This is a genomic window from Taibaiella chishuiensis, from assembly GCF_003014535.1.
GTDB lineage: Bacteria > Bacteroidota > Bacteroidia > Chitinophagales > Chitinophagaceae > Taibaiella > Taibaiella chishuiensis.
In genome coordinates this window covers 151,009-170,699 of sequence record NZ_PYGD01000010.1, presented here as the reverse complement: position 1 = coordinate 170,699, position 19,691 = coordinate 151,009, and the positions used below count along the sequence as shown (strand labels likewise).

The following is a 19,691-nucleotide window of genomic DNA, read 5'->3' as shown; positions in this document are numbered from 1 at the left end:
GCCGATGCGCAATTACGATCTTAAACATTTTTAACATGAACCATAAAATAGCCATCATTGGTGGTGGCAACCTCGGCCAGGCTATAGCCGAAGGACTGATCAGCAGCGGGTTTACAGCCCCTGCCGACCTTATCGTTACGCGGCGCAATACCGAAGCCCTCGCCGGTCTGCAGCGCCAGGGCGTAGCCGTAAGTAATAATAATGCCCGGGCGGTACAACAGGCCCGCTGGGTTATACTGGCCGTAAAGCCTTTCCAGGTCAAAGCCATACTCGACGAGCTGCAACCGGTGCTCGACCCGGCGCAACATGTTATCATCAGTGTGATCTCCGGCGTATGGATCAAAGACCTGCAGGAAATGCTGGCTCCCGGTTTTGCCCTGTTCCGCGCGATGCCGAATACGGCTATAGCCATACGGCAAAGCATGACCTGTATCTGCAGCCACCAGGCCAATACGGAGCATACCGATTATGTAACGGCCATATTCGACCGCCTGGGTAAAACCGTATTTATTGAAGAACAACTGATGGATGCCGCCACGGTGCTGGGCGCCTGCGGTACGGCCTATGCCATGCGTTATATCCGCGCCAATATACAGGGCGGTATCGAGATCGGCTTTAATGCAAAAACAGCCGCCCTGATTGCCGCACAAACCGTAAAGGGCGCCGCCGAACTGTTGCTGACGCACAATACCCATCCCGAACAGGAAATAGATAAGGTAACCACACCCAAAGGCTGTACCATAGCAGGTTTGAACGAAATGGAACACCAGGGCTTCAGCTCGTCGCTGATCCGGGGCGTAGTGACGAGTTATAAAAAAATAACCTCGGGTATGTAAGCCGCAATGAACAAACCCGCAGTTGCATTGTTCTTATAGCGCAGAAAAAAAATCTAAATTCAATACACTTCCATAACATGTCAACAGGAATAAAAACAGCCTTCATAACCGGCGGATCCAAAGGGATCGGTTATGGTGTGGCAGAGGCCCTGATCAAACAGGGTATACGTGTGGCGGTAACGAGCCGCAGCCAGGGCAATGCCGACGAAGCGGCCCAGCGGCTCAATGCCATCAAGGCGGGTTACGCCATCGGTATCGAATCGGATGTGCGCAATTTTGCATCGCAGCAAAAAGCCGTACAAACCGTGCTCGACCAATGGGGCGGCATCGACTACGTGATCGCCAATGCCGGTGTGGGGCACTTTGCGCCCGTACAGGAACTTACACCCGAAGTATGGCTCGAAACCATCGAGATCAACCTCAACGGCGTGTTCTTTACCGCCAAAACCACGATGGATGCGCTTCGTGCGAGCAAGGGCTATTTTATCAGCATTGCCAGCCTGGCCGGTACCAATTTCTTTGCCAATGCCTCGGCCTATAATGCCAGCAAATTCGGTGTGGTGGGCTTTACCCAGGCCATGATGCTCGATGTGCGTAAGGAAGGCATTAAAGTGTCTACCATTATGCCGGGCTCGGTAGCAACCGAATTCGACAATCATACCGTATCCGAAAAAGATGCCTGGAAGATACAACCCGAGGACATAGGCCAGATCGTAGTCGACCTGATCCGTATGCCGGCGCGTACCCTGCCCAGCAAAGTGGAAGTGCGGCCTTCGATGCCCGCCTGACCTGCATTACAACCGTTTATGCCTGCACCCCGCGTGCAGGCTTTTTTTTGTCCCTGCCGATACAAAAACTTCTGTTAAGACAATAGTTTCTTAGTTTATTCGTTCTAACTTAGCGCTTTCCAAATTGTATTATTTCTATTCTGTATCTTTACCCCATACCAATTTTTCATCTTTAAAAACAAATGTACCGCCTGGCGGTATATCGCTCAATACACAATATGCAAGCAGAAATTCTTTGGGTAGACGACGAAATAGAATCCCTGAAATCACAAATCCTTTTCCTTAAAAATAAAGGCTACGAAGTAAGTCCCTTTACCAATGGCTACGACGTACTCGAACACTTAAAAACCAACCAGGCCGATGTGGTGCTGCTCGACGAGAGTATGCCGGGCATGACCGGCCTCGAAACCCTTTCGAAAATAAAAGAGCTCTATCCTACCCTGCCCGTGGTTATGGTAACCAAAAACGAGGCGGAGAACATTATGGAAGAAGCCATCGGCGCACAGATCACCGACTACCTGATCAAACCCGTAAATCCCAACCAGGTACTGCTTTCGCTCAAAAAGATTATCGACAGCCGGCGCCTGGTTTCCGAAAAAACCACGGTAGAATACCAGAAAGACTTCCGTAACCTGTTTATGGCCCTCAACAATAATCCCAACGTGGAAGAATGGGAAGAGCTGTACAAAAAACTGGTATACTGGGAAGTGGAAATGTCGAAGAGCGACAGCCCGGAAATGCAGGAGGTATTTAATACCCAGAAGGCCGAGGCCAATACCGAATTCTTCAAGTTCGTATCCCGCAATTATATCGACTGGATCAAGGAGAAGAATGAAGATACGCCCGTAATGTCGCATACCCTGTTCCCGAAAAAGATTGCGCCTCATATCAAAAAAGGCAAACCTACCTTTATGGTGCTGATCGATAACCTGCGTTACGACCAGTGGAAAGCCATCGAGCCGATCGTAAGCCAGTCGTTCCGTACCGTAGAGGAAGATATGTTCTATGGCATTTTACCTACCTCTACCCAATACAGCCGTAATGCCATCTTTTCGGGCATGCTGCCTGTAGAGATTGAGCGCCGTTACCCGCTGGAATGGAAAAACGACGACGAACAGGGCGGTAAGAACCTTTATGAAAAACAATTCCTGGGCGACCAGCTGAAACGCCTCAACCTGGGCAATATAAAATGGGACTACCTGAAGATTACCAATAACGACGACGGTAAGACGATGGAAGATAATATCCATAACTACCTGAAGAACGACCTGACCGTTATCGTGTACAACTTCGTGGATATGCTGTCGCATGCCCGTACCGAAATGGAAGTATTGAAAGAGCTGGCCGGCGACGAAGTATCTTACCGCTCGCTTACGGTAAGCTGGTTTGAGCACAGCCCGCTGTACCGTGCACTGAAAAAGATCGCGGATAAAGACATACAGCTGATCGTTACGACCGACCACGGTACCATGCGGGTAAAAACACCGAGCAAGTGTATCGGCGATAAGGCCACTACGACCAACCTGCGTTACAAACACGGCCGTAATATCCAATACGAGGATAAGGACGTGTTTGCCATTACCACACCGCACGAGGCCGGCCTGCCCCAGCCCAATGTAAACTCCAAATACATTTTTGCCAAAGGCGATGTATTCCTGTGTTATCCCAATAACTACAACTATTACGTAAACTACTACCGCAATACCTTCCAGCATGGCGGGGTATCGCTCGAAGAAGTAATCGTACCGATCATCAGGATGACGAGCCGTTAAGGTTTATAACAAAATAGGGATAGAAAGCGGGCAGCCTCAGGCTTGCCCGCTTTTATTATGTTCCTGGATATTGATCTGCTGCGGCGACATGATCTGTACACCGGCATCATGGAACACATCCTGGATGCGGCTCATGAGGTCGGACTGGATAAAGAACATCTGTTCCGGTAAATGCGTATAGGCATTGATCTCGTAAGAAATATAAAAGTCGTCGAGGCTCGTCTGCAGCACAAAAGGTTCTTTGCCGCTATCGATGCCCTTCGTAGTCCTGGCCGCTTCGATCAGCAGGCGGTGCACCTCGGGCCAGGGGGTATCGTACCCGATAGAGATCGTCGTATGGATCAGCAGGCCGGGATCTTTACTCGCCGAACTATAGTTGATGGTATGGTTGGCCAGGATCGAAGAGTTGGGGATCGTGATATCTTCATTGTGCAGGGTGCGGATACGGGTAATCAGCGCCGTTTTCTCCACCACATAACCGGTAATATCGTTAACCCGTATCCAGTCGCCCAGTTTAAAGGGGCGCATATAGGTAATAACGAAACCCGCTACGGTATTGGCAATGGCCGAAGAGGAACCGATCGAGAAGAGGATACCCAGGAATACAGATACCCCCTTGAATGCTATCGAATCGGAGCCCGGCAGGTAAGGGAAAATAACCACGAAGGCAAAGGCATACACGAAGAACCGGACGATATTATACGTAGGCTTGGCCCAGTCTTTATGAAAGCCTTTGATATGGAGGATGCCCCGTTCTATCTCCAGCGAGAAAAACCGGAAAAGCCGCGCTATAAACCGTGCTACCAACACGATAACGATAATAGTAATGAGATTGGGCAGGTAATGGAACAGCGCCAGGCCTATACGCCGCACCGGCGCCCAGATCCAGCCCATAAGCGTACCGGTCCAGGAGCGGGTAAAGGGGAAGATGCTGAAGGCAACAGTTGCCGCAAAATACAGCACGAGTACAATACATACCAGGCGCAGCAGCAGCAGGGCATGCCGGATCATATTCCATACATAATCGGGACTGAACAGCTGGTAGTTCTTGACTTTAATACCCTTCAGCGCTTCCTTTTTACGACCGATAAGCCGCAGCAGGCGCAGGAACAGGCGGTTGAGCAGGAAGATCAGCAGCCATACCACCACGATCACGATGGCCACATAGCCGATCCGGATCAGGGTATTGCGCAGGCTATAGGATTCGCGGTAATCGTACACTGCTTTGCCGATGCGGTCTTTGTACTGTGCGGCCAGGCTGTCGCGGCTGGTATGCTCCCAAAGCGCGTCGGTATTGCTTATGCTGGTAATAATCTCTGTGCCGTATTTGATATTGAGAAATTCCTGCTGGGCTTCGATACGCAGCGAGTCGCGGTTAAAAAAGGCCGATTCGTACAGCGCCTGCACCTTCTCCTCCGTATTCCTGACGCGCTGTACCGGTGAAAAGGGACCCAGCGCGGTATAGACCATAAACAGCGTATCGTTGAACAGGAGCACGGGTATGCCGCGGGTTTTCTGGCGTAAGGCTTCTACCGCCTGTTGCTGTTTTACGAGGCGCAGCGAATCCTGCCGGCGTATATCGGCCAGTTCGAGGGCAAGGGCCTGGTATTCGGAACGTTTGGGGTTTACCATTTTCGACAACTCCTCGTTCAGTACCGCCGCCTTTACGGAATCGCGTATACGCTGCAGCTCGCTTTGCTGCAGCAATTGCTGGATCTCGGTAAGGGCCGAATCGGCCCGCACGGCCATGGTATCGCCCGTGGGTTGCGCCGCCGCAGGAGCGGCCAGGAAACACAGGGCCAGGAGCAGCCAGGTCAAATTTTTCAATCGTAAACTGATTTGGTTATTTACAAATATAATATTTCTTGCGAAGGCGGTACATACACCCTTGCGGCAAAAGCGCATATAACAAATACAGCAAGGTTTTGCGTCATGAAAATGTCTTAAATCTTCTTACCTTTACGGCATTATCCACTAAACACGATCATGGCACATTATTATAGTTTAGGCAATATTCCGCACAAAAGACATACGCAGTTCCGCAAACCGGACGGCGGCCTCTATTCCGAGCAGTTGTTCAGCACCGAAGGCTTTTCTTCCAACTCCTCCCTGCTCTATCATATCCATCCGCCAACCATCATTATCAAAACGGAAGAGCCGCGCGATGTATCGCCCAAACCCGCTACCGATAATATCCTGAAACACCGCAGCTACCAGGGCTTTAAGATAAAACCGGAAAAAGATTTCCTGAGCAGCAAGAAAACCGTGCTGTTCAACAACGACGTACACATTTCCCTGGCAGCGCCGCAAGCCGGTTTGCCCGAGAATACCTTTTATAAAAATGCCGATTCGGACGAAGTGATCTTTGTACACGAAGGCTCCGGCGTATTAAAAACGCCCTACGGCAAACTGAAATTTGCCTACGGCGATTACCTGGTTATTCCACGCGGTACCATTTACCAGATCGAATTTGATACAGCCGACAACCGCCTGTTCATCGTCGATTCGTTCAGCCCGGTTACCTTTCCCAAAAGGTACCTGAGCAAATACGGCCAGTTGCTGGAACATGCCCCCTTCTGCGAGCGCGATATCCGCAAGCCCGAAGACCTCGAAACCTTCGACCAGAAAGGCGAATTCCTGATCAATGTAAAGAAGAAAGGCCTGATGTATCCCATCTGGTACGGCACGCATCCGTTTGACGTGATCGGCTGGGACGGCTGCGAGTATCCTTACGCATTAAGCATCCACGATTTCGAACCCATTACCGGCCGTGTGCACCAGCCACCGCCCGTGCACCAGACCTTCGATGCTCATAACTTCGTGATCTGTTCGTTCGTACCGCGCCTGTTCGATTATCACCCTGCCGCTATCCCGGCGCCCTATAACCACAGCAATATCGACAGCGACGAAGTACTGTACTATGTCGACGGCGAATTTATGAGCCGCAAGCATGTGGAAAGAGGTATGATCACCCTGCATCCGGGCGGCATACCGCACGGCCCGCATCCCGGCGCAGTAGAGAAAAGCATTGGTGTAAAAGAAACCAAAGAGCTTGCCGTAATGGTCGACACCTTCCACCCGCTGATGATGACCGATGCCGCAAAAGGTATCGAAGACGACAACTATATAATGAGCTGGGCGGAATAATACGTCGGCGATCTTTTAAACCAAACGCATAGAGCTTGGAAACCGAGTATCTGAATTCAAATTACATCAGGGTCAAAAAGCGACTCAAAAAACTGGTGATGGCGCAATGGAGTTGAGCCGATTATTTTTAGGATATAACCGATCTGAATAATTATCTCAAAAAATTAAAACCAATTTACAATGTCAACAGTAACAGGAAAAACATTCGCTGAAAAGATTGCCCAGGCCCAGGATTTCTTACCGATCAACGGTACGGATTATATTGAATTTTATGTAGGTAATGCCAAGCAGGCTGCCCACTATTATAAAACCGCATTCGGCTTCCAGTCGGTAGCCTATGCCGGTCCAGAAACCGGTGTGCGCGACAGGGCTTCCTATGTGTTACAGCAGGGCAAGATCCGCCTGGTACTTACGACTGCCCTGCAGTCCGACCATGCTATTGCCGAGCATGTTAAAAAACACGGTGATGGTGTAAAAGTATTGGCCCTTTGGGTAGACGATGCGTATAGCGCTTTCGAAGAAACCACCAAACGCGGCGGTAAACCTTACCTGGAGCCGGTTACCCTTACCGACGAATTCGGCGAGCTGAAAATGTCCGGTATCTATACCTACGGCGAAACCGTACACATGTTTATCGAGCGTAAAAACTATACCGGTCCGTTTATGCCCGGTTATGAAAAAATGGAAAGCGCTTATAATCCTGAAGAAGCGGGCCTGCTTTATATCGACCATTGCGTGGGCAATGTAGGTTGGAACAGGATGCTGCCAACCGTTAAATGGTACGAAGATGTGATGGGCTTTGTGAACATCCTTTCGTTCGACGATAAACAGATCAACACCGAATACTCGGCCCTGATGAGTAAGGTGATGAGCAACGGTAACGGGTTCTCTAAATTCCCGATCAACGAGCCGGCAGAAGGTAAGAAAAAATCGCAGATCGAAGAGTACCTCGACTTCTATGAGGGAGAAGGCGTACAACATATCGCCGTAGCTACCAAAGATATCGTGGCTACCGTAAAAGCACTGAAGGCGCGTGGCGTAGAGTTCCTGAGCGCACCGCCGGAAGCGTACTACGAAATGATGCCGGAGCGCGTAGGTGAGATCGAAGAAGAGATCGCCCCGCTGAAAGAACTGGGTATCCTGGTCGACAGCGATGAAGAAGGTTACCTGCTGCAGATCTTTACCAAACCGGTAGAAGACCGTCCTACCCTGTTCTTCGAAATTATCCAGCGCAGGGGTGCACAGAGCTTCGGCGCCGGTAACTTCAAGGCCCTGTTTGAATCGCTGGAGCGCGAGCAGGCCAAACGTGGTAACCTGTAATGGGGTTTAGGTTTTAGAGTTTAGATTTTTAGATTATAGATTTTAGAGTTTAGATTTTAGAGTTTAGATTTTTAGATTTTAGAATTTAGATTTTAGATATGGGTATTGTGTATTGGGATAACCGGTACATGATGCCCATTTTTTTTGTATTGAGTATTCGGTAGTGAGTATTGAGAGGGCGCCTTGTCATCCTGAGCGTAGCGAAGGAGCTTACCAGTTAGCTGGCTTTATTGGCCTGCAAAGCATCAAGTATCAAGAGGACGGTTGTCATCGGGAGCGTAGCGAAGGATCTCATCGGTTAGCTGGCTTTATTGACATGCAAAGCATCAAGTATTAAGAGGACGGCTGTCATCCTGAGCGCAGCGAAGGATCTCATCCCTTAGCTGGCTTTACCGGCGTATAAAAAAAGCCCGCACGCTGAAATAGCGTGCGGGCTTCCTTTTGAGCAAACAACCGCTTATTCGATCGTCTCCATAAATTCGATACCGTTCTTTTTCAGTTCTTTTAGTACGGGCACATACACCTCCTGCATTACCGGGATCTGTACGCCTGTAATATTCTTGATATTGATCTCGTCGAGCAGGATCTTTTTAGCCAGGATGGCCATAGGCAGACCTACGGTTTTGGCCATAGCGCTGTGCTGGCGGCTTTCGCCGGTTACCACCATGGTGCTGGTCAGTTTTACCAGTACGCCTTTACGTTCGTACTCGATCTGGTGCTGCATCACTACCATATCCTTATCGAGCGCTTTCATCTTCCATTTTTCTTCCAGCAGCGATTGAAGGATATCGGCCGAAGACATTTTGCCCGTACCATTGATCCGCCTGTTTTCGAAAATGCCCAGCCAGTCGAGCTGTTTCATTTCTTTTTCATCTACCGTAAAGGCTTTCATGAAATTGGTGCGCAGGTCGGCATCGTTGGCTTTGCCCGTCTTCTGTGCGATCCAGTCGGCATAAGAGATATTGTTAACTTCGAATTCGTCGTTTTCCTGGGTAAGTCCCGATTTGATCACCACATCCCAGGCCTTCATAAAGGCCGGGTAGCGCAGTGTGGCGCGCATAAAGGTTTTGACGTCGGGCAGGCTGTACAGGTCAAGGTACTTGAGCGAGTCGCGGTTAGGGTAATAAGCCAGCGAACCTACATCGGCAACCTTGATCTTTTTGTTGGTTGCGAAGAGGTGTTCGTATACGGCTTCCTGTTGTTTGCCGTTCTCCAGCCATACGGCGCCCTGTTTGCCCGCCAAGACGATATTTCTGGGGTTCCAGCTGATCTTGTAATGCCAGGGGTTATTGTCGCTCTCCGGTGCTACCAGGCCGCCGCAATAGCTTTTAAAGCTCTGGAGGGAGCCGGCAATACGCTGCACGCCGTGGATGATTGCGTTGGCAGACATATGGTCGATACCGGGATCGAGGCCCATTTCGCACATAAAGAGGATACCGGCCTTTTTCGCTTCTTCATGCAGCTCTTTCAGCTGGTCAGATACGTAGGAGGAGGTAATGAGGTTCTTTTTAAATTTAAGGCAATCTTTGGCCAGGAGAAAGTGAAGGTCAGGCGGCATCAGCGAAAGCACAATGTCGGCATTTTTGACCAGGTTTTGTCTTGCGTTTTCGTCGTGGATATCAATGACTGCTGCAGTTCCTTTGGGGTGGCCGTTGAGCTTTTCTGCGATCATTTCGGCGTTGGCGTCCATGATCACAACTTTCCATTTCTGCTTCGCATTGGTTAGCATGTAGTCAATGAGGAAAGCAGAAGATTTTCCTGCTCCGGCGATAAGTACTGTCTGCATAATACGTTATTCGGTTTAAGTGGTTATCGTGCGCTACAAAGATAATGATAAAAAAGACTGATAAAGAATATAAAATTATTCATATACTAACACGAATTATGGTTAAAATTTAAACTTAATATTTTATCATCATCTCTACTTTACCTGAAGCTAATGGCATTTTCTACGGGTATTTAGCAGTAATTTTGCGGCATGTCGATCTGGAAACAACAAGGCCTTACCCTGGCCGATTTAAACGCTATGAACCAGCATACCCTGGGGGCAACTTTAGCCATGGAATTTACCGAGATCGGAGCCGATTTCCTGAAGCTCCGGATGCCGGTCAACAGCAATACCCATCAGCCTTACGGCCTGTTGCACGGGGGCGCTTCGGCGGCGCTTGCCGAGACCGTGGGCAGCGTGGCCAGCTGGATGTGCATCGACAGCGAAAAACAGATCTGTGTGGGCATGGAAATCAACTGTAATCATATCCGCGGTATCCGGCAGGGTTTTGTTACGGCCACTGCTACCCCGCTACACCTCGGCGCCACATCGCATGTATGGGATATCCGCATAAAAGATGAAGCCGGTAAACTGATCTGCGTAAGCCGGCTTACCGTGGCAGTGCTTAAAAAACAGCAGTAGGTACATACGCTTTTCTTCCATCTGTTATTTCCCATTTCTTTAAAGAAATTATACCTTTCTTTACGGGAATATTATATTAATCGCCCGATTTGACCCAGGATACCCTACACACCAGTGCTCCCGCGATACCAAAGCTACCGGCTTCCGTCTGTATCGTTACCAATACGATTAACTCCGTACTCGAACAGATCGTGCTGAGCACGCACCCGGTCTGCCATGAAGTACTGGTTGGCTACGATGGCGCCTGCGACAGTATTCCCAAAGATTTTTCGGGCTGTAAAAAGGTACATATCCGGGCGGTAACCTGGGAGGGCTACAGCGCAACCAAAAACAAGCTGGCGGCCACCGCCGACATGGACTGGATCCTCTCACTGGATGGCGACGAGGTACCTGACCGTAAATTGCTGAAAGCATTCGTACAGCTTGCGGACAAACTGGATCCCAACACGATCTATGCCCTGAAACGCAGGTCGATACTGGGTAATAAAAAGATACGGTTCGGCGCCTGGGGGCGCGACAAGGTAAGAAGGCTGTACAACCGCCGGCATACCGGTTGGAAGAACGACCTGGTGCATGAAAACCTGGAGATACACGCCGATACGAAAATAGCCCTGCTCAAGGGCTACCTGTATCACTATACGGCCGATAACTACCGGACCTTCCTGGAAAAGAACCGGAAGTACGCAAAGCTTTCGGCCGATAAGTATTTTGAGCAGCAAAAGAAGAGTAAGATCATTAAACGCTGGTTGTCGCCGGCATTCACTTTTATAAAGGAGTACCTGCTCCAGCTCGGTTTTCTAGATGGCCGCGCCGGCTTCCAGATTGCCTGGGGCAATGCCTTATATACTTATTGGAAGTATCATTTCTTATTGCAGAAATACCGGCGTCCCGTTATGCATTAGCTGCAAAGGCCTGTTCGGTTTCGGCCAGGGCCTGGCCGGCGTCCATCAGTTCGCATAAACGCCTGATCACGCGTTCTACCAACGCATCGGGGCAACTTGCCCCGGAGGTGATCATGATCCGCAGGGGCCTGCGTCCGGGCAGGTAGTTTTCCGTTTCCTGCTCCCGGTGATGATGCAGATCGAAGCTCCTGATCATTGTTGCAGATACCAGGCAATCTTCGTGGTTGATAAAATAAGTAGGTACGCTTTGTTCGCAAAGCTCTACCAGGTGCGAAGTATTGCTGCTGTTGTAGCCACCGATAACAAGCGCGATATCGGCCTGCTCGCTCAGCATGGCGCTCACCGCCGACTGGTTGTCGTTGGTGGCATAACACAGGGTATCGCGGGTATCGGCAAAGCGGTCTTTTACCGTTTGTTCGTCCAGGTCGAAATGACTGATCATTACCTGTTTCAGGTAGTCGGCAATACCTTGCGTATCGCTGGCCAGCATCGTAGTCTGGTTGACCACGCCGATGCGTTGCAGATCCTGCTCTACTACAAAGCCCTGCGAATACTGTCCTTTAAACTCATCGTAAAAGTGCGCTGCCGGCTCCTGACCGGTTATATACCGGGCCAGGCGTTCTGCTTCTTTCATATCTTTTACGATTACGGTATGGGTATGGGCTTCGCTGTGTGAAAAGGTGGCGCGGGTTTCTTCGTGTTTGGGCTTACCATGTACGATAATGGTATACCCGTCTTTACCGATCTTCTCGCTCCGGTTCCATACTTTTTCTACAAAGGGACAGGTAGTATTATAACGGGTAGGTTCTATGCGTTTTTCCTGCAGGATCCGTTCGATCTCGAGCGTGGTGCCGAATGCCGGTATGATAACGATATCCTCCTCCTGCAGCTCATCCCAGCTGATCAGGTGATTGCCATAGGTGTCCATAATAAACTGTACGCCTTCGGCAACCAGGTCGGCATTTACCTGAGGGTTATGAATCATTTCGCTAAGCAGGAAAATACGCTTGCCGGGGTTTTCGGTCACTGCACGGAAAGCGATCTCGATCGCGTTCTCGACGCCATAGCAAAAGCCGAAATGGCGCGCCAGTATAATCTCGAGGTTGCCGATCGGTAATACGGTCGGGCTAAAATCTTTTTTCAGCTTATCTGCTGCACGCCTTTTGTTCTTAATGGCAGTTACCAGCGGACTGCGATAATGAACCGGTACATCAAAAGTCTTCATAGCGATCAGGTAAAAGTAGCGTCGGGCCGGAAACCCGCATCCACAGGTCTTCTTAGTTTACAAGCAGCAGGTTTACGCTGCGTTGCAGGATATTAAAGGCGATCTCCGCCATCAGGTTTTCTTTATCGAGTGTCGGGTTTACTTCGGTAATCTCGAAGCAGCAGATCTTATGGTTCTGCATAAAGGAAGCCACAAGATCCTCGGCCTCGCGCTCGCGCAGCCCGTTGCTTACCGGGGTACCGGTGCCGCGGGATATGGAACTGTCCATACTGTCTACATCGAACGAAACATAGATATCTTCGCAGTTGCTGAGGTGCAGCAAGGTTTGCCGTACCACGTTCTCCACGCCTTTTTTACGCACTTCCTGTACGGGTATCACTTTAATGTTGTGCTTGCGCAGTATGGCTTCTTCTTCTTTTTCGTAATCACGCAGCGCGATAAATACCAGGTCCTGCGGTAATATTTTCGGGCTGATCTTACCGATATTTTTCAGTTTATTCCACCAGTCTGTCGTAGTGGCATCTACCTTATGGGTTTTGTTTTCTTCGTTGTCCTCGGCCAGGGAAGCGGCCAGGGGCATGCCGTGCATATTGCCCGATGGTGTGGTATAAGGCGAGTGCATATCGGCATGGGCGTCGATCCAGATCACACCGAGACGGCCTTTAGGTTTGGCCATCTTAATACCGGCAATGGTACCGCCGCCGGTGCTGTGGTCGCCGGCCAGCACGATAGGGAACAGGCCCGACTTCAGGGTTTCGTTTACCGACTGGGCTACCCTTTCGTACATGGTATACACCCCTTTTATCCTTTTGGCATAAGGCGACTCTACGGGTTCGTAGAGCAGGCGGTTCTCGTCGGGAATAACTTCGGTTGGAATATTTACAAACAGGCTGCTCATAAAGTCGAGGGCAGCTATTTTAATGGCATCGACACCCAGGCTTGCGCCCCGGGTACCTGCACCTATTTCGGAACGTACTTCTATGATTTTTATATTACGCATAGACGTCAAAATTACGGAAAACAGTACAGCTTTCCGAATTACAGCATGGCTTTGATGAATTTTAACCGGATGGTAAACAGCGCGATCGCAGCAATACCGCGCCACGTAAGGAGGAGATCAACGACTGCCGGGCTGCGTTGCTATCCATTGTTTGAGTTCATCGGCCGTGATCTCGCGGCCCAGCACCTCGCGCTTGCCGGTACTGTTATTGATGAGCAAGGTAGCGGGCAATGCGCCTTCCCATTCCGGCGCTATTTTGGGAATATAGTCGTTGGGATTGCTTTCGCTGAACCAGGCTACTTCGCTATGGATTTTTTTCTTTTTTACCCAGGATTCGAGCTTTGCGGGGTATTGCTCCCTGAAGTCGAAGCTCATCAGCAAAACCTTTACCGGTTTGCCTTTGTACAGGTCGTGTATGATATCGAAAGCCGGCAATTCCTTAACGCAGGGTATACACCAGGTAGCCCAGAAGTTAACGATATACAGGGTATCCGGGTTGGAAACCCGCTCCAGGAAAGACTTTGAATCATAAGCTGGAATGCTCTTCTGGGCAAAGGACTGCCGGGTGGTAAACAGGGTAAGTATGAGGAGTAAAACGGGAATGCATTTTTTCATGTGGCAAAGATAGACCGTGGATTGTCAACAAACTCTTAATTGCGCTACCGGGACCAATGCCCTTAACCCGCTGTTAACGGTACAAAAAAAAGCGATGCAAAATGCATCGCCTTTCATTTACCCGGTATACGGATTATACTTTGAATCTCCAGCCGTGGTTGTCTGCTACATGACCGTAACGGATCTCGTCGAGCTGTTTTTTGATTTTAGGAGAAATGATCCAGGTGTTTACATCCGGCAGGTGCAGGGTTTCCTCTTTATAGGTAAGGTCGGCAATAAACGACATAGAAGCCGCTGTACCGCTACCGAAGGCTTCCTGCAGGCGACCGTCTTTCTGCGCAGCGATCAGTTCGTCGATGCTGATCGGGCGTTCTTCAACCGGGATACCGTTTTCTTTAAGCAGGGTAATGATACTGTCGCGGGTAACGCCGGCCAGGATGGTACCGCTGTTCAGATCAGGAGTAAGGGCCACGCCATCAACGATGAAGAACACGTTCATGGTACCGATCTCCTGTACATATTTATTTTCTACGGCATCTGTCCAGAGGTTCTGGTCATAACCCATTTTCTTTACTTCTGCAGCGGGCAGCATGCTCGCGCCGTAGTTACCGGCAGCTTTAGTGTAACCGATACCACCTTTGGCAGCACGTACATATTTGTCCTGTACATAAATGCGTACGGGTTTGTTATAGTAAGCGCCGGCAGGGCTGGTAATGATCGCGAAACGGTAAGTTTCTGAAGAACGTACGCCGATAAATTCGTCCATAGCGATCATGAACGGGCGGATATAAAGCGAAGTTTCGGCATCGTTAGGTACCCAGGCTGCATCGAGTTCGATGAGCTGGCGCAGGCCTTCCATAAAGATCTCTTCCGGGATATCAGGCATACCCATACGGTGTGCAGATACATTCATACGTTTCCAGTTATCGATAGGCCTGAAAATGGCTACAGAGCCATCGGGCTGACGGTATGCTTTAACACCTTCGAAAATAGCCTGGCCATAGTGCATGAAAGAGGTAGCCGGGCTTAAGCTGAAATCGCCATAAGGAATGATTTCGGGCGTTTGCCACGCTCCATCTACATAATCACATACAAGCATGTGATCTGAATATTCTTTACCGAATACGAGTTTGTCTTTTTCAAGTGGATGGATCCTGCTGTTCTCCGTTTGACGGATAGTAACATTAAGCGTACTTACACTCATAGAATGAATTGATTTACATTGATTATTAAAATTCCAGTCTTCACAAAACCAACAGTATTATCTTTGCGCTGCAAAGGAACGAAATATTTTTGTCGTTTCGTCTTTCATAAAACAGATCCCGGTAATATGTCGATGTTAAATTTAATAAATGAGCGTTTTTTAGATATTCTTTTTTCTGATAGAAAAATAATTGTGTCCAAAAACGATGCTCAAAAAAATATTAGTGAGCAATTACTAACTGTTTCTGTGCTGCTGTTTATTCCCGCTTATAACAACCGGGATGCAGAAGAAGTTCAATTACATAAAATACTTAAAGCGTGTGCTTTACAGCCCGAACAGTACGCGATTATAACGGGCGATAATACCTGGCTGGATTTCAGGGAGTTGGAGCAGGTAAAACATGTCTTGCTTTTTGGTATGTCCGAAGAAGCGCTGGGACTCGGTATTCACCTGCCGTTCAACCGGGTAACCGGTTTTGACGGGCGCTCCTGGATAAAGACCTATGCCATATCCGACGTGATGCAAAACCAACAGGTCAAGAACGATTTATGGCAGCAGGCGCTTAAGCCACATTTTATCGGTTAAAACAATCATCAATAGCATTTATGAAACTTATTTTCGCTTCCAATAACCAGGGCAAATTAAAAGAGGTACAGTCTATGATCCGCAGGGATATGGAATTGATGACGCTGAAGGAAGCGGGTGTATGGGAAGAGCTGCCGGAACCCTATGATACTTTTGAAAAAAATGCCTGGTCCAAAGCGGATTATGTATACCGGAAGACGGGACTGGATTGCTTTGCCGAGGATAGCGGCCTGGTAGTGCCGGCCCTCAACGGCGCGCCGGGCGTATACAGCGCCCGTTATGCAGGCGAACCGACTAATGATGCAGCCAACAACGAAAAACTGGTCCGTGCACTGGTGGGTATTTCGGACCATTATGCCTATTACCAGTCGGTTATCTGTCTTATGCTACAGGGCAAGCCCCATTATTTCGAAGGCCGCTGCGCCGGTACCGTACAGGCTATAGCCCGCGGCGAGGGGGGCTTCGGTTACGATCCGCTGTTCGTACCCGAAGGCTGGGCCCTGACCTTTGCTGAAATTCCCCTGGAAGAAAAAAACAAGATCAGTCACCGTGGCGCGGCTATGCGCGCGTTTACGGAGTTTTTGAATGGGGTGTAATTAGTATTGAGATGTGAGATATTAGATGTTAGATATTAAATATCAAGCATCAGGAGGAAAGGTGTCATCCTGAGCGCAGCGAAGGATCTCATCAATTAGCTGGCTTTGTTGGAGTGCTACGTATTAAGAGGACGATTGTCATCCTGAGTCTAGCGAAGGATCTCATCAATTAGCTGGCTTTAACGGAGTGCTACGTATTAAGAGGACGATTGTCATCCTGAGTCTAGCGAAGGATCTCACCGGTTAGCTGGCTTTAACGGAGTGATTGTGTTAGAGGGTTATTGTCATCGGGAGCGTAGCGAAGGGGGGCATTTTTTTAGTATCAAGTACCAAGTATCAAGTATCAGGAGGACGATTGTCATCCTGAGCACAGCGAAGGATCTCATCCGTTAGCTGGCTTTGTTGGAGTGATTGTATTAGAGGGTTGATGTCCTGTTGCGTAATACATGTTTCGTCTGTAATAAATGAGAACAACTTAAACCTTTGTCGCATCGGCGGCTCCCTTAGTTAAGATCCTTCGCTTGGCTCAGGATGACATAGGACTAATTAAAATGGACAAGCTACAGGTACTCCCTCCTGTAGCTGGCTTTGTTGGAGCGCTATTCTATTATCGGGTTTCAAATAATAAAAATGGGTATTGCGTACGGATAAACCCGGTGTGCAATACCCATTTCTGCTATCTCAATACTAACATCTAATATCTAATATCTCACATCTCACATCTAATATCTAACATCCCAATACTACTTCCCTTTCCCTGCCGAAAGCAGGTTCATCATGAGCCTGATGGCGCCGGTATTGCCGGCGGGCAACTGGCGGAAAAAGGCGAGCGAGGTATAGATAAACTGGCCTTTGCCATAAGCGGCCTGGAGGATGGCGCCGTCCAGGGGCTTCTCGTCGGTATCGTGCATCGACAACATGGTTTTGTAATGAGCATCCCAATCGGAGGGATAATAGACGCCCCGTTCCTGTACCCAGTTATCAAAGTCCTGCGTACCGATCTTGTTGGGGAACAGCAGCAGTGGTGAAGCCGGGTCGGTAAAGGTTACTTTGGCATCCTCTTCCGTTACGCGGTCGCGCGATATCTTAAAGGGATAAGGGCCAAACTTGGTGGTCATCAGGTTCTGGTTGGTATTGTATTGTACAATAAGTGTACCGCCCTGCTCCACATACCGCATCAATGCAGGCATCCAGGAGCTGATCTGGCTTTGAGTGTTGTAGGCGCGGATACCGATCACGATGGCTTCGAAATTATCCAGGTAGCCCTGGTTGTTTACCGCGCCTGCCGGTATACGTTCTACATTCAGACCGCAGAGGTTCAGCACGGCATCTACATAATCACCTGCCCCTTCGATATATCCTACCTTTTTAATGGCCACCTGCCAGTCTTTACGTACTACCTTCATACGGGCATCGGTAAAATACTGTAGTTCGGGTATATGGGTATACCGGATCATATGCCGGCCGCGGTCGTAGGTTTTGCCATCGGCAGTTACGCTAAAGGCGATATAGCTATCCGTACCGGCAGCCTGCAGCGCCGTTGTGGGCACGGTTACCGGGATCAGGGTATCTGTACCGGCTTTAAGCGCAGCCAGTTGCAGGGTGGTCAAAGCCTGTGCGCCATAACTTACTTTCAGGGCCGCGCTGCTGATATCCTTAAAGGTTTTCAGCTTGATAAAGGCCTGTTGCGGTTTGTCTTTTTCAAATACGAAAAGCGTATGGTAAGGTTCTACCGATACGGCAGGTACGATATGCAGCCGCTCCACCACATCGCCCCTTACCGGGTCCAATACTTTATACGAAACAGGAACGCTGAAGCTAAAGGGCTGTCCGCCTATCTGTACGCCAACGGATACTACCAGTTTATTGGCGCCTTCCGGTGCACCGGCATAAGCGGCATCGTACTGGTAAGCGCCGGTCTGTGCGCTTTGCTGCAGCCAATAAGGTTCGGTAAGCGCTTCGTTGTTGCTTATGGTTGCGGGTACGGGTATCTTGTACAGCGAGTCGAAAGCCATGTTAAGCGGCGCCTGCACGGTATTACCATCCTGTTGTAAGGCTATATGCGTTACCGTAACCGGGGTCTGGCTCCTGCTGATCAGGTTAAGCGTAAGCGGTATTTTGCTGCCGGGAGTAGCGTCGGGATTATCGATAAGGGCCTCGGCCATGATGCCAGAAGCAGAGAGGATGATCTCGTCGATCTCCTGCAGCTTCTGGGCTTTCCAGAAGGGATCCTTTACCGTCTCTATCTGTTTGCGGATAGCCAGCAGTGCCGGTATATTGCGCGAAGGATCGACGAAGGCAAAGTTGCTGATCAGTTGCTGGATGGCAGCGCCTATTTCTTTACGCCCTACCCTGTTCCAGCTCAGGTCTATATTGTCGTATAAAGAGGTGCTTACCGGTTTACCGGCTATCAGTTTAAAGTACTCGTTGGTAATACCTACGCTTTGCGGTGTACCGGCGCCCTGGCTTTTGTGTACGCTGCGGCTGCGGCCGGCCATTTCGCCATAACCCTCGCCCAGTAAGGATTCGTACTGGTTAATGGGTAGTTTGAACTGGTCTTCGCTGGTGGTATTGCGGTCGCCGAAACGGAAGGAGTTAAACAACAGGCGCGTGGGTTGCCACAGGTCTGCAGGACCTTTGCCCGAGGTTTTCTGTTCTTCGATGCGTTTATATACATCGCCGGCTATGATCGCCGAAACGGTATGTTGTCCGTGCCCGCCTTCGCCCGTGGTCGGGAAACGGCAGATGATCACATCGGGTTTATATTGCTGGAAGGCGGCAGTAACATCTTTGATCAACTGCTCGCGGTTCCAGAACTTAAAGGTTTCTTCGGGAGATTTGGTATAACCGAAATCGATAACGTGGGTAAACAATTGCTCGGCGCCGTCTATCTTACGGGCCTCCAGCAATTCGTGGGTACGGATAAGGCCCAGGGTACTGCCCTGTTCGTTGCCCAGTATATTCTGACCGCCATCGCCGCGGGTAAGCGACAGGTAAACGGTACGGATATGATCGTGGTGGACGAGGTAAGAGATCAGCCTGGTGTTTTCATCATCGGGGTGCGCCGCCATATACATAACGGTACCCAATACGTTTAACTGCTGTACCTTATCGTAAATCTGGGTGGAAGACATCGGGCGGAACTGTTGCGCACATAACGCCGTTCCCGATATGGAAAGCATTAAAAAAGAAAAGATCCTTTTCATCAGAGGTTGCGGTATTTTTTGAATTTAAAAACCTCGTAGTTAATAAAAACTACGAGGTTAAATGAAAAATTACGCAACGAATGTA

Annotated in this window: 16 protein-coding genes; 9 read left to right on the top strand and 7 right to left on the bottom strand. The window is 49.5% G+C overall.

Translation table 11 applies throughout. The features are described from left to right. Positions 1–35 precede the first annotated feature (35 nt). The 3 genes from proC to porX all read left to right on the top strand — a co-directional run bounded on the left by proC (position 36) and on the right by porX (position 3,396). The gene (gene proC / locus B0I18_RS20700) at positions 36–836 is read left to right on the top strand and encodes a pyrroline-5-carboxylate reductase (RefSeq protein WP_106524657.1); all 801 of its coding nucleotides are present in this window, start codon (positions 36–38) and stop codon (positions 834–836) included. Between the two features lie 77 nt (positions 837–913). Further along, complete coding sequence (locus tag B0I18_RS20695; protein WP_106524656.1) at positions 914–1,624, top strand: SDR family oxidoreductase; 711 nt, start codon at positions 914–916, stop codon at positions 1,622–1,624. A gap of 218 nt (positions 1,625–1,842) precedes the next feature. Beyond that, positions 1,843–3,396, top strand: coding sequence for a T9SS response regulator signal transducer PorX (gene porX, locus B0I18_RS20690; RefSeq protein WP_106524703.1), 1,554 nt, complete (start codon positions 1,843–1,845; stop codon positions 3,394–3,396). A gap of 36 nt (positions 3,397–3,432) precedes the next feature. On the opposite strand, the gene B0I18_RS20685 is transcribed toward porX, so the two are convergent. After that, positions 3,433–5,223 (bottom strand): mechanosensitive ion channel family protein, encoded by a 1,791-nt coding sequence (locus B0I18_RS20685; RefSeq protein ID WP_181358560.1) that lies wholly within the window; start codon positions 5,221–5,223, stop codon positions 3,433–3,435. Positions 5,224–5,382: 159 nt separating this feature from the next. Between B0I18_RS20685 and B0I18_RS20680 the strand changes: the two genes are divergently transcribed. Both B0I18_RS20680 and hppD read left to right on the top strand, forming a co-directional pair. Further along, positions 5,383–6,543, top strand: coding sequence for a homogentisate 1,2-dioxygenase (locus tag B0I18_RS20680; RefSeq protein ID WP_106524654.1), 1,161 nt, complete (start codon positions 5,383–5,385; stop codon positions 6,541–6,543). 180 nt (positions 6,544–6,723) lie between these two features. Beyond that, the gene (gene hppD / locus B0I18_RS20675; RefSeq protein WP_106524653.1) at positions 6,724–7,863 is read left to right on the top strand and encodes a 4-hydroxyphenylpyruvate dioxygenase; all 1,140 of its coding nucleotides are present in this window, start codon (positions 6,724–6,726) and stop codon (positions 7,861–7,863) included. A gap of 457 nt (positions 7,864–8,320) precedes the next feature. Here the strand turns inward: hppD and B0I18_RS20670 are convergent, their stop codons facing one another. Further along, the gene (locus B0I18_RS20670; protein WP_106524652.1) at positions 8,321–9,649 is read right to left on the bottom strand and encodes a saccharopine dehydrogenase C-terminal domain-containing protein; all 1,329 of its coding nucleotides are present in this window, start codon (positions 9,647–9,649) and stop codon (positions 8,321–8,323) included. A gap of 192 nt (positions 9,650–9,841) precedes the next feature. Between B0I18_RS20670 and B0I18_RS20665 the strand changes: the two genes are divergently transcribed. Together B0I18_RS20665 and B0I18_RS20660 are read left to right on the top strand one after the other, a co-directional pair. Further along, positions 9,842–10,273 (top strand): hotdog fold thioesterase, encoded by a 432-nt coding sequence (locus tag B0I18_RS20665; protein ID WP_106524651.1) that lies wholly within the window; start codon positions 9,842–9,844, stop codon positions 10,271–10,273. 89 nt (positions 10,274–10,362) lie between these two features. Continuing rightward, complete coding sequence (locus B0I18_RS20660) at positions 10,363–11,175, top strand: glycosyltransferase family 2 protein (protein WP_106524650.1); 813 nt, start codon at positions 10,363–10,365, stop codon at positions 11,173–11,175. Here the strand turns inward: B0I18_RS20660 and B0I18_RS20655 are convergent. The 4 genes from B0I18_RS20655 to B0I18_RS20640 all read right to left on the bottom strand — a co-directional run bounded on the left by B0I18_RS20655 (position 11,165) and on the right by B0I18_RS20640 (position 15,219). Beyond that, positions 11,165–12,400 (bottom strand): 4-hydroxy-3-methylbut-2-enyl diphosphate reductase, encoded by a 1,236-nt coding sequence (locus B0I18_RS20655; protein WP_106524649.1) that lies wholly within the window; start codon positions 12,398–12,400, stop codon positions 11,165–11,167. The two genes, B0I18_RS20660 and B0I18_RS20655, sit on opposite strands and share 11 nt — an antisense overlap. 52 nt (positions 12,401–12,452) lie before the next feature. After that, positions 12,453–13,400, bottom strand: coding sequence for an arginase (locus B0I18_RS20650; protein WP_106524648.1), 948 nt, complete (start codon positions 13,398–13,400; stop codon positions 12,453–12,455). Between the two features lie 117 nt (positions 13,401–13,517). Beyond that, complete coding sequence (locus tag B0I18_RS20645; RefSeq protein WP_106524647.1) at positions 13,518–14,015, bottom strand: TlpA disulfide reductase family protein; 498 nt, start codon at positions 14,013–14,015, stop codon at positions 13,518–13,520. A 133-nt stretch (positions 14,016–14,148) separates the two neighbouring features. Further along, positions 14,149–15,219 carry a branched-chain amino acid aminotransferase gene (locus tag B0I18_RS20640; protein WP_106524646.1) on the bottom strand — a complete coding sequence of 357 codons (1,071 nt, stop codon included), beginning with the start codon at positions 15,217–15,219 and terminating at the stop codon, positions 14,149–14,151. Between the two features lie 126 nt (positions 15,220–15,345). On the opposite strand from B0I18_RS20640, the gene B0I18_RS20635 reads away from it, so the two are divergent. Together B0I18_RS20635 and rdgB are read left to right on the top strand one after the other, a co-directional pair. Continuing rightward, the gene (locus B0I18_RS20635; protein ID WP_106524645.1) at positions 15,346–15,804 is read left to right on the top strand and encodes a DNA polymerase III subunit psi; all 459 of its coding nucleotides are present in this window, start codon (positions 15,346–15,348) and stop codon (positions 15,802–15,804) included. A gap of 20 nt (positions 15,805–15,824) precedes the next feature. Next, entirely contained in the window at positions 15,825–16,400 is a 576-nt protein-coding gene (rdgB, locus tag B0I18_RS20630; RefSeq protein WP_106524644.1) for an RdgB/HAM1 family non-canonical purine NTP pyrophosphatase, read from the top strand. A 743-nt stretch (positions 16,401–17,143) separates the two neighbouring features. Here rdgB and B0I18_RS20625 read toward each other — a convergent pair. Further along, a complete protein-coding gene (locus B0I18_RS20625) occupies positions 17,144–19,606 on the bottom strand; it encodes a PIG-L family deacetylase (protein WP_106524643.1) in 2,463 nt (820 codons plus the stop codon). Positions 19,607–19,691: the final 85 nt, after the last annotated feature.

What these genes read in the sequence shown, in the direction of transcription:
- proC (WP_106524657.1), top strand. Translation starts at nt 36, where the DNA reads ATGAACCATAAAATAGCCATCATTGGTGGTGGCAACCTCGGCCAGGCT.
- B0I18_RS20695 (WP_106524656.1), top strand. Translation starts at nt 914, where the DNA reads ATGTCAACAGGAATAAAAACAGCCTTCATAACCGGCGGATCCAAAGGG.
- porX (WP_106524703.1), top strand. Translation starts at nt 1,843, where the DNA reads ATGCAAGCAGAAATTCTTTGGGTAGACGACGAAATAGAATCCCTGAAA.
- B0I18_RS20680 (WP_106524654.1), top strand. Translation starts at nt 5,383, where the DNA reads ATGGCACATTATTATAGTTTAGGCAATATTCCGCACAAAAGACATACG.
- hppD (WP_106524653.1), top strand. Translation starts at nt 6,724, where the DNA reads ATGTCAACAGTAACAGGAAAAACATTCGCTGAAAAGATTGCCCAGGCC.
- B0I18_RS20670 (WP_106524652.1), bottom strand. Translation starts at nt 9,649, where the DNA reads ATGCAGACAGTACTTATCGCCGGAGCAGGAAAATCTTCTGCTTTCCTC.
- B0I18_RS20665 (WP_106524651.1), top strand. Translation starts at nt 9,842, where the DNA reads ATGTCGATCTGGAAACAACAAGGCCTTACCCTGGCCGATTTAAACGCT.
- B0I18_RS20655 (WP_106524649.1), bottom strand. Translation starts at nt 12,400, where the DNA reads ATGAAGACTTTTGATGTACCGGTTCATTATCGCAGTCCGCTGGTAACT.
- B0I18_RS20650 (WP_106524648.1), bottom strand. Translation starts at nt 13,400, where the DNA reads ATGCGTAATATAAAAATCATAGAAGTACGTTCCGAAATAGGTGCAGGT.
- B0I18_RS20645 (WP_106524647.1), bottom strand. Translation starts at nt 14,015, where the DNA reads ATGAAAAAATGCATTCCCGTTTTACTCCTCATACTTACCCTGTTTACC.
- B0I18_RS20640 (WP_106524646.1), bottom strand. Translation starts at nt 15,219, where the DNA reads ATGAGTGTAAGTACGCTTAATGTTACTATCCGTCAAACGGAGAACAGC.
- B0I18_RS20635 (WP_106524645.1), top strand. Translation starts at nt 15,346, where the DNA reads ATGTCGATGTTAAATTTAATAAATGAGCGTTTTTTAGATATTCTTTTT.
- rdgB (WP_106524644.1), top strand. Translation starts at nt 15,825, where the DNA reads ATGAAACTTATTTTCGCTTCCAATAACCAGGGCAAATTAAAAGAGGTA.
- B0I18_RS20625 (WP_106524643.1), bottom strand. Translation starts at nt 19,606, where the DNA reads ATGAAAAGGATCTTTTCTTTTTTAATGCTTTCCATATCGGGAACGGCG.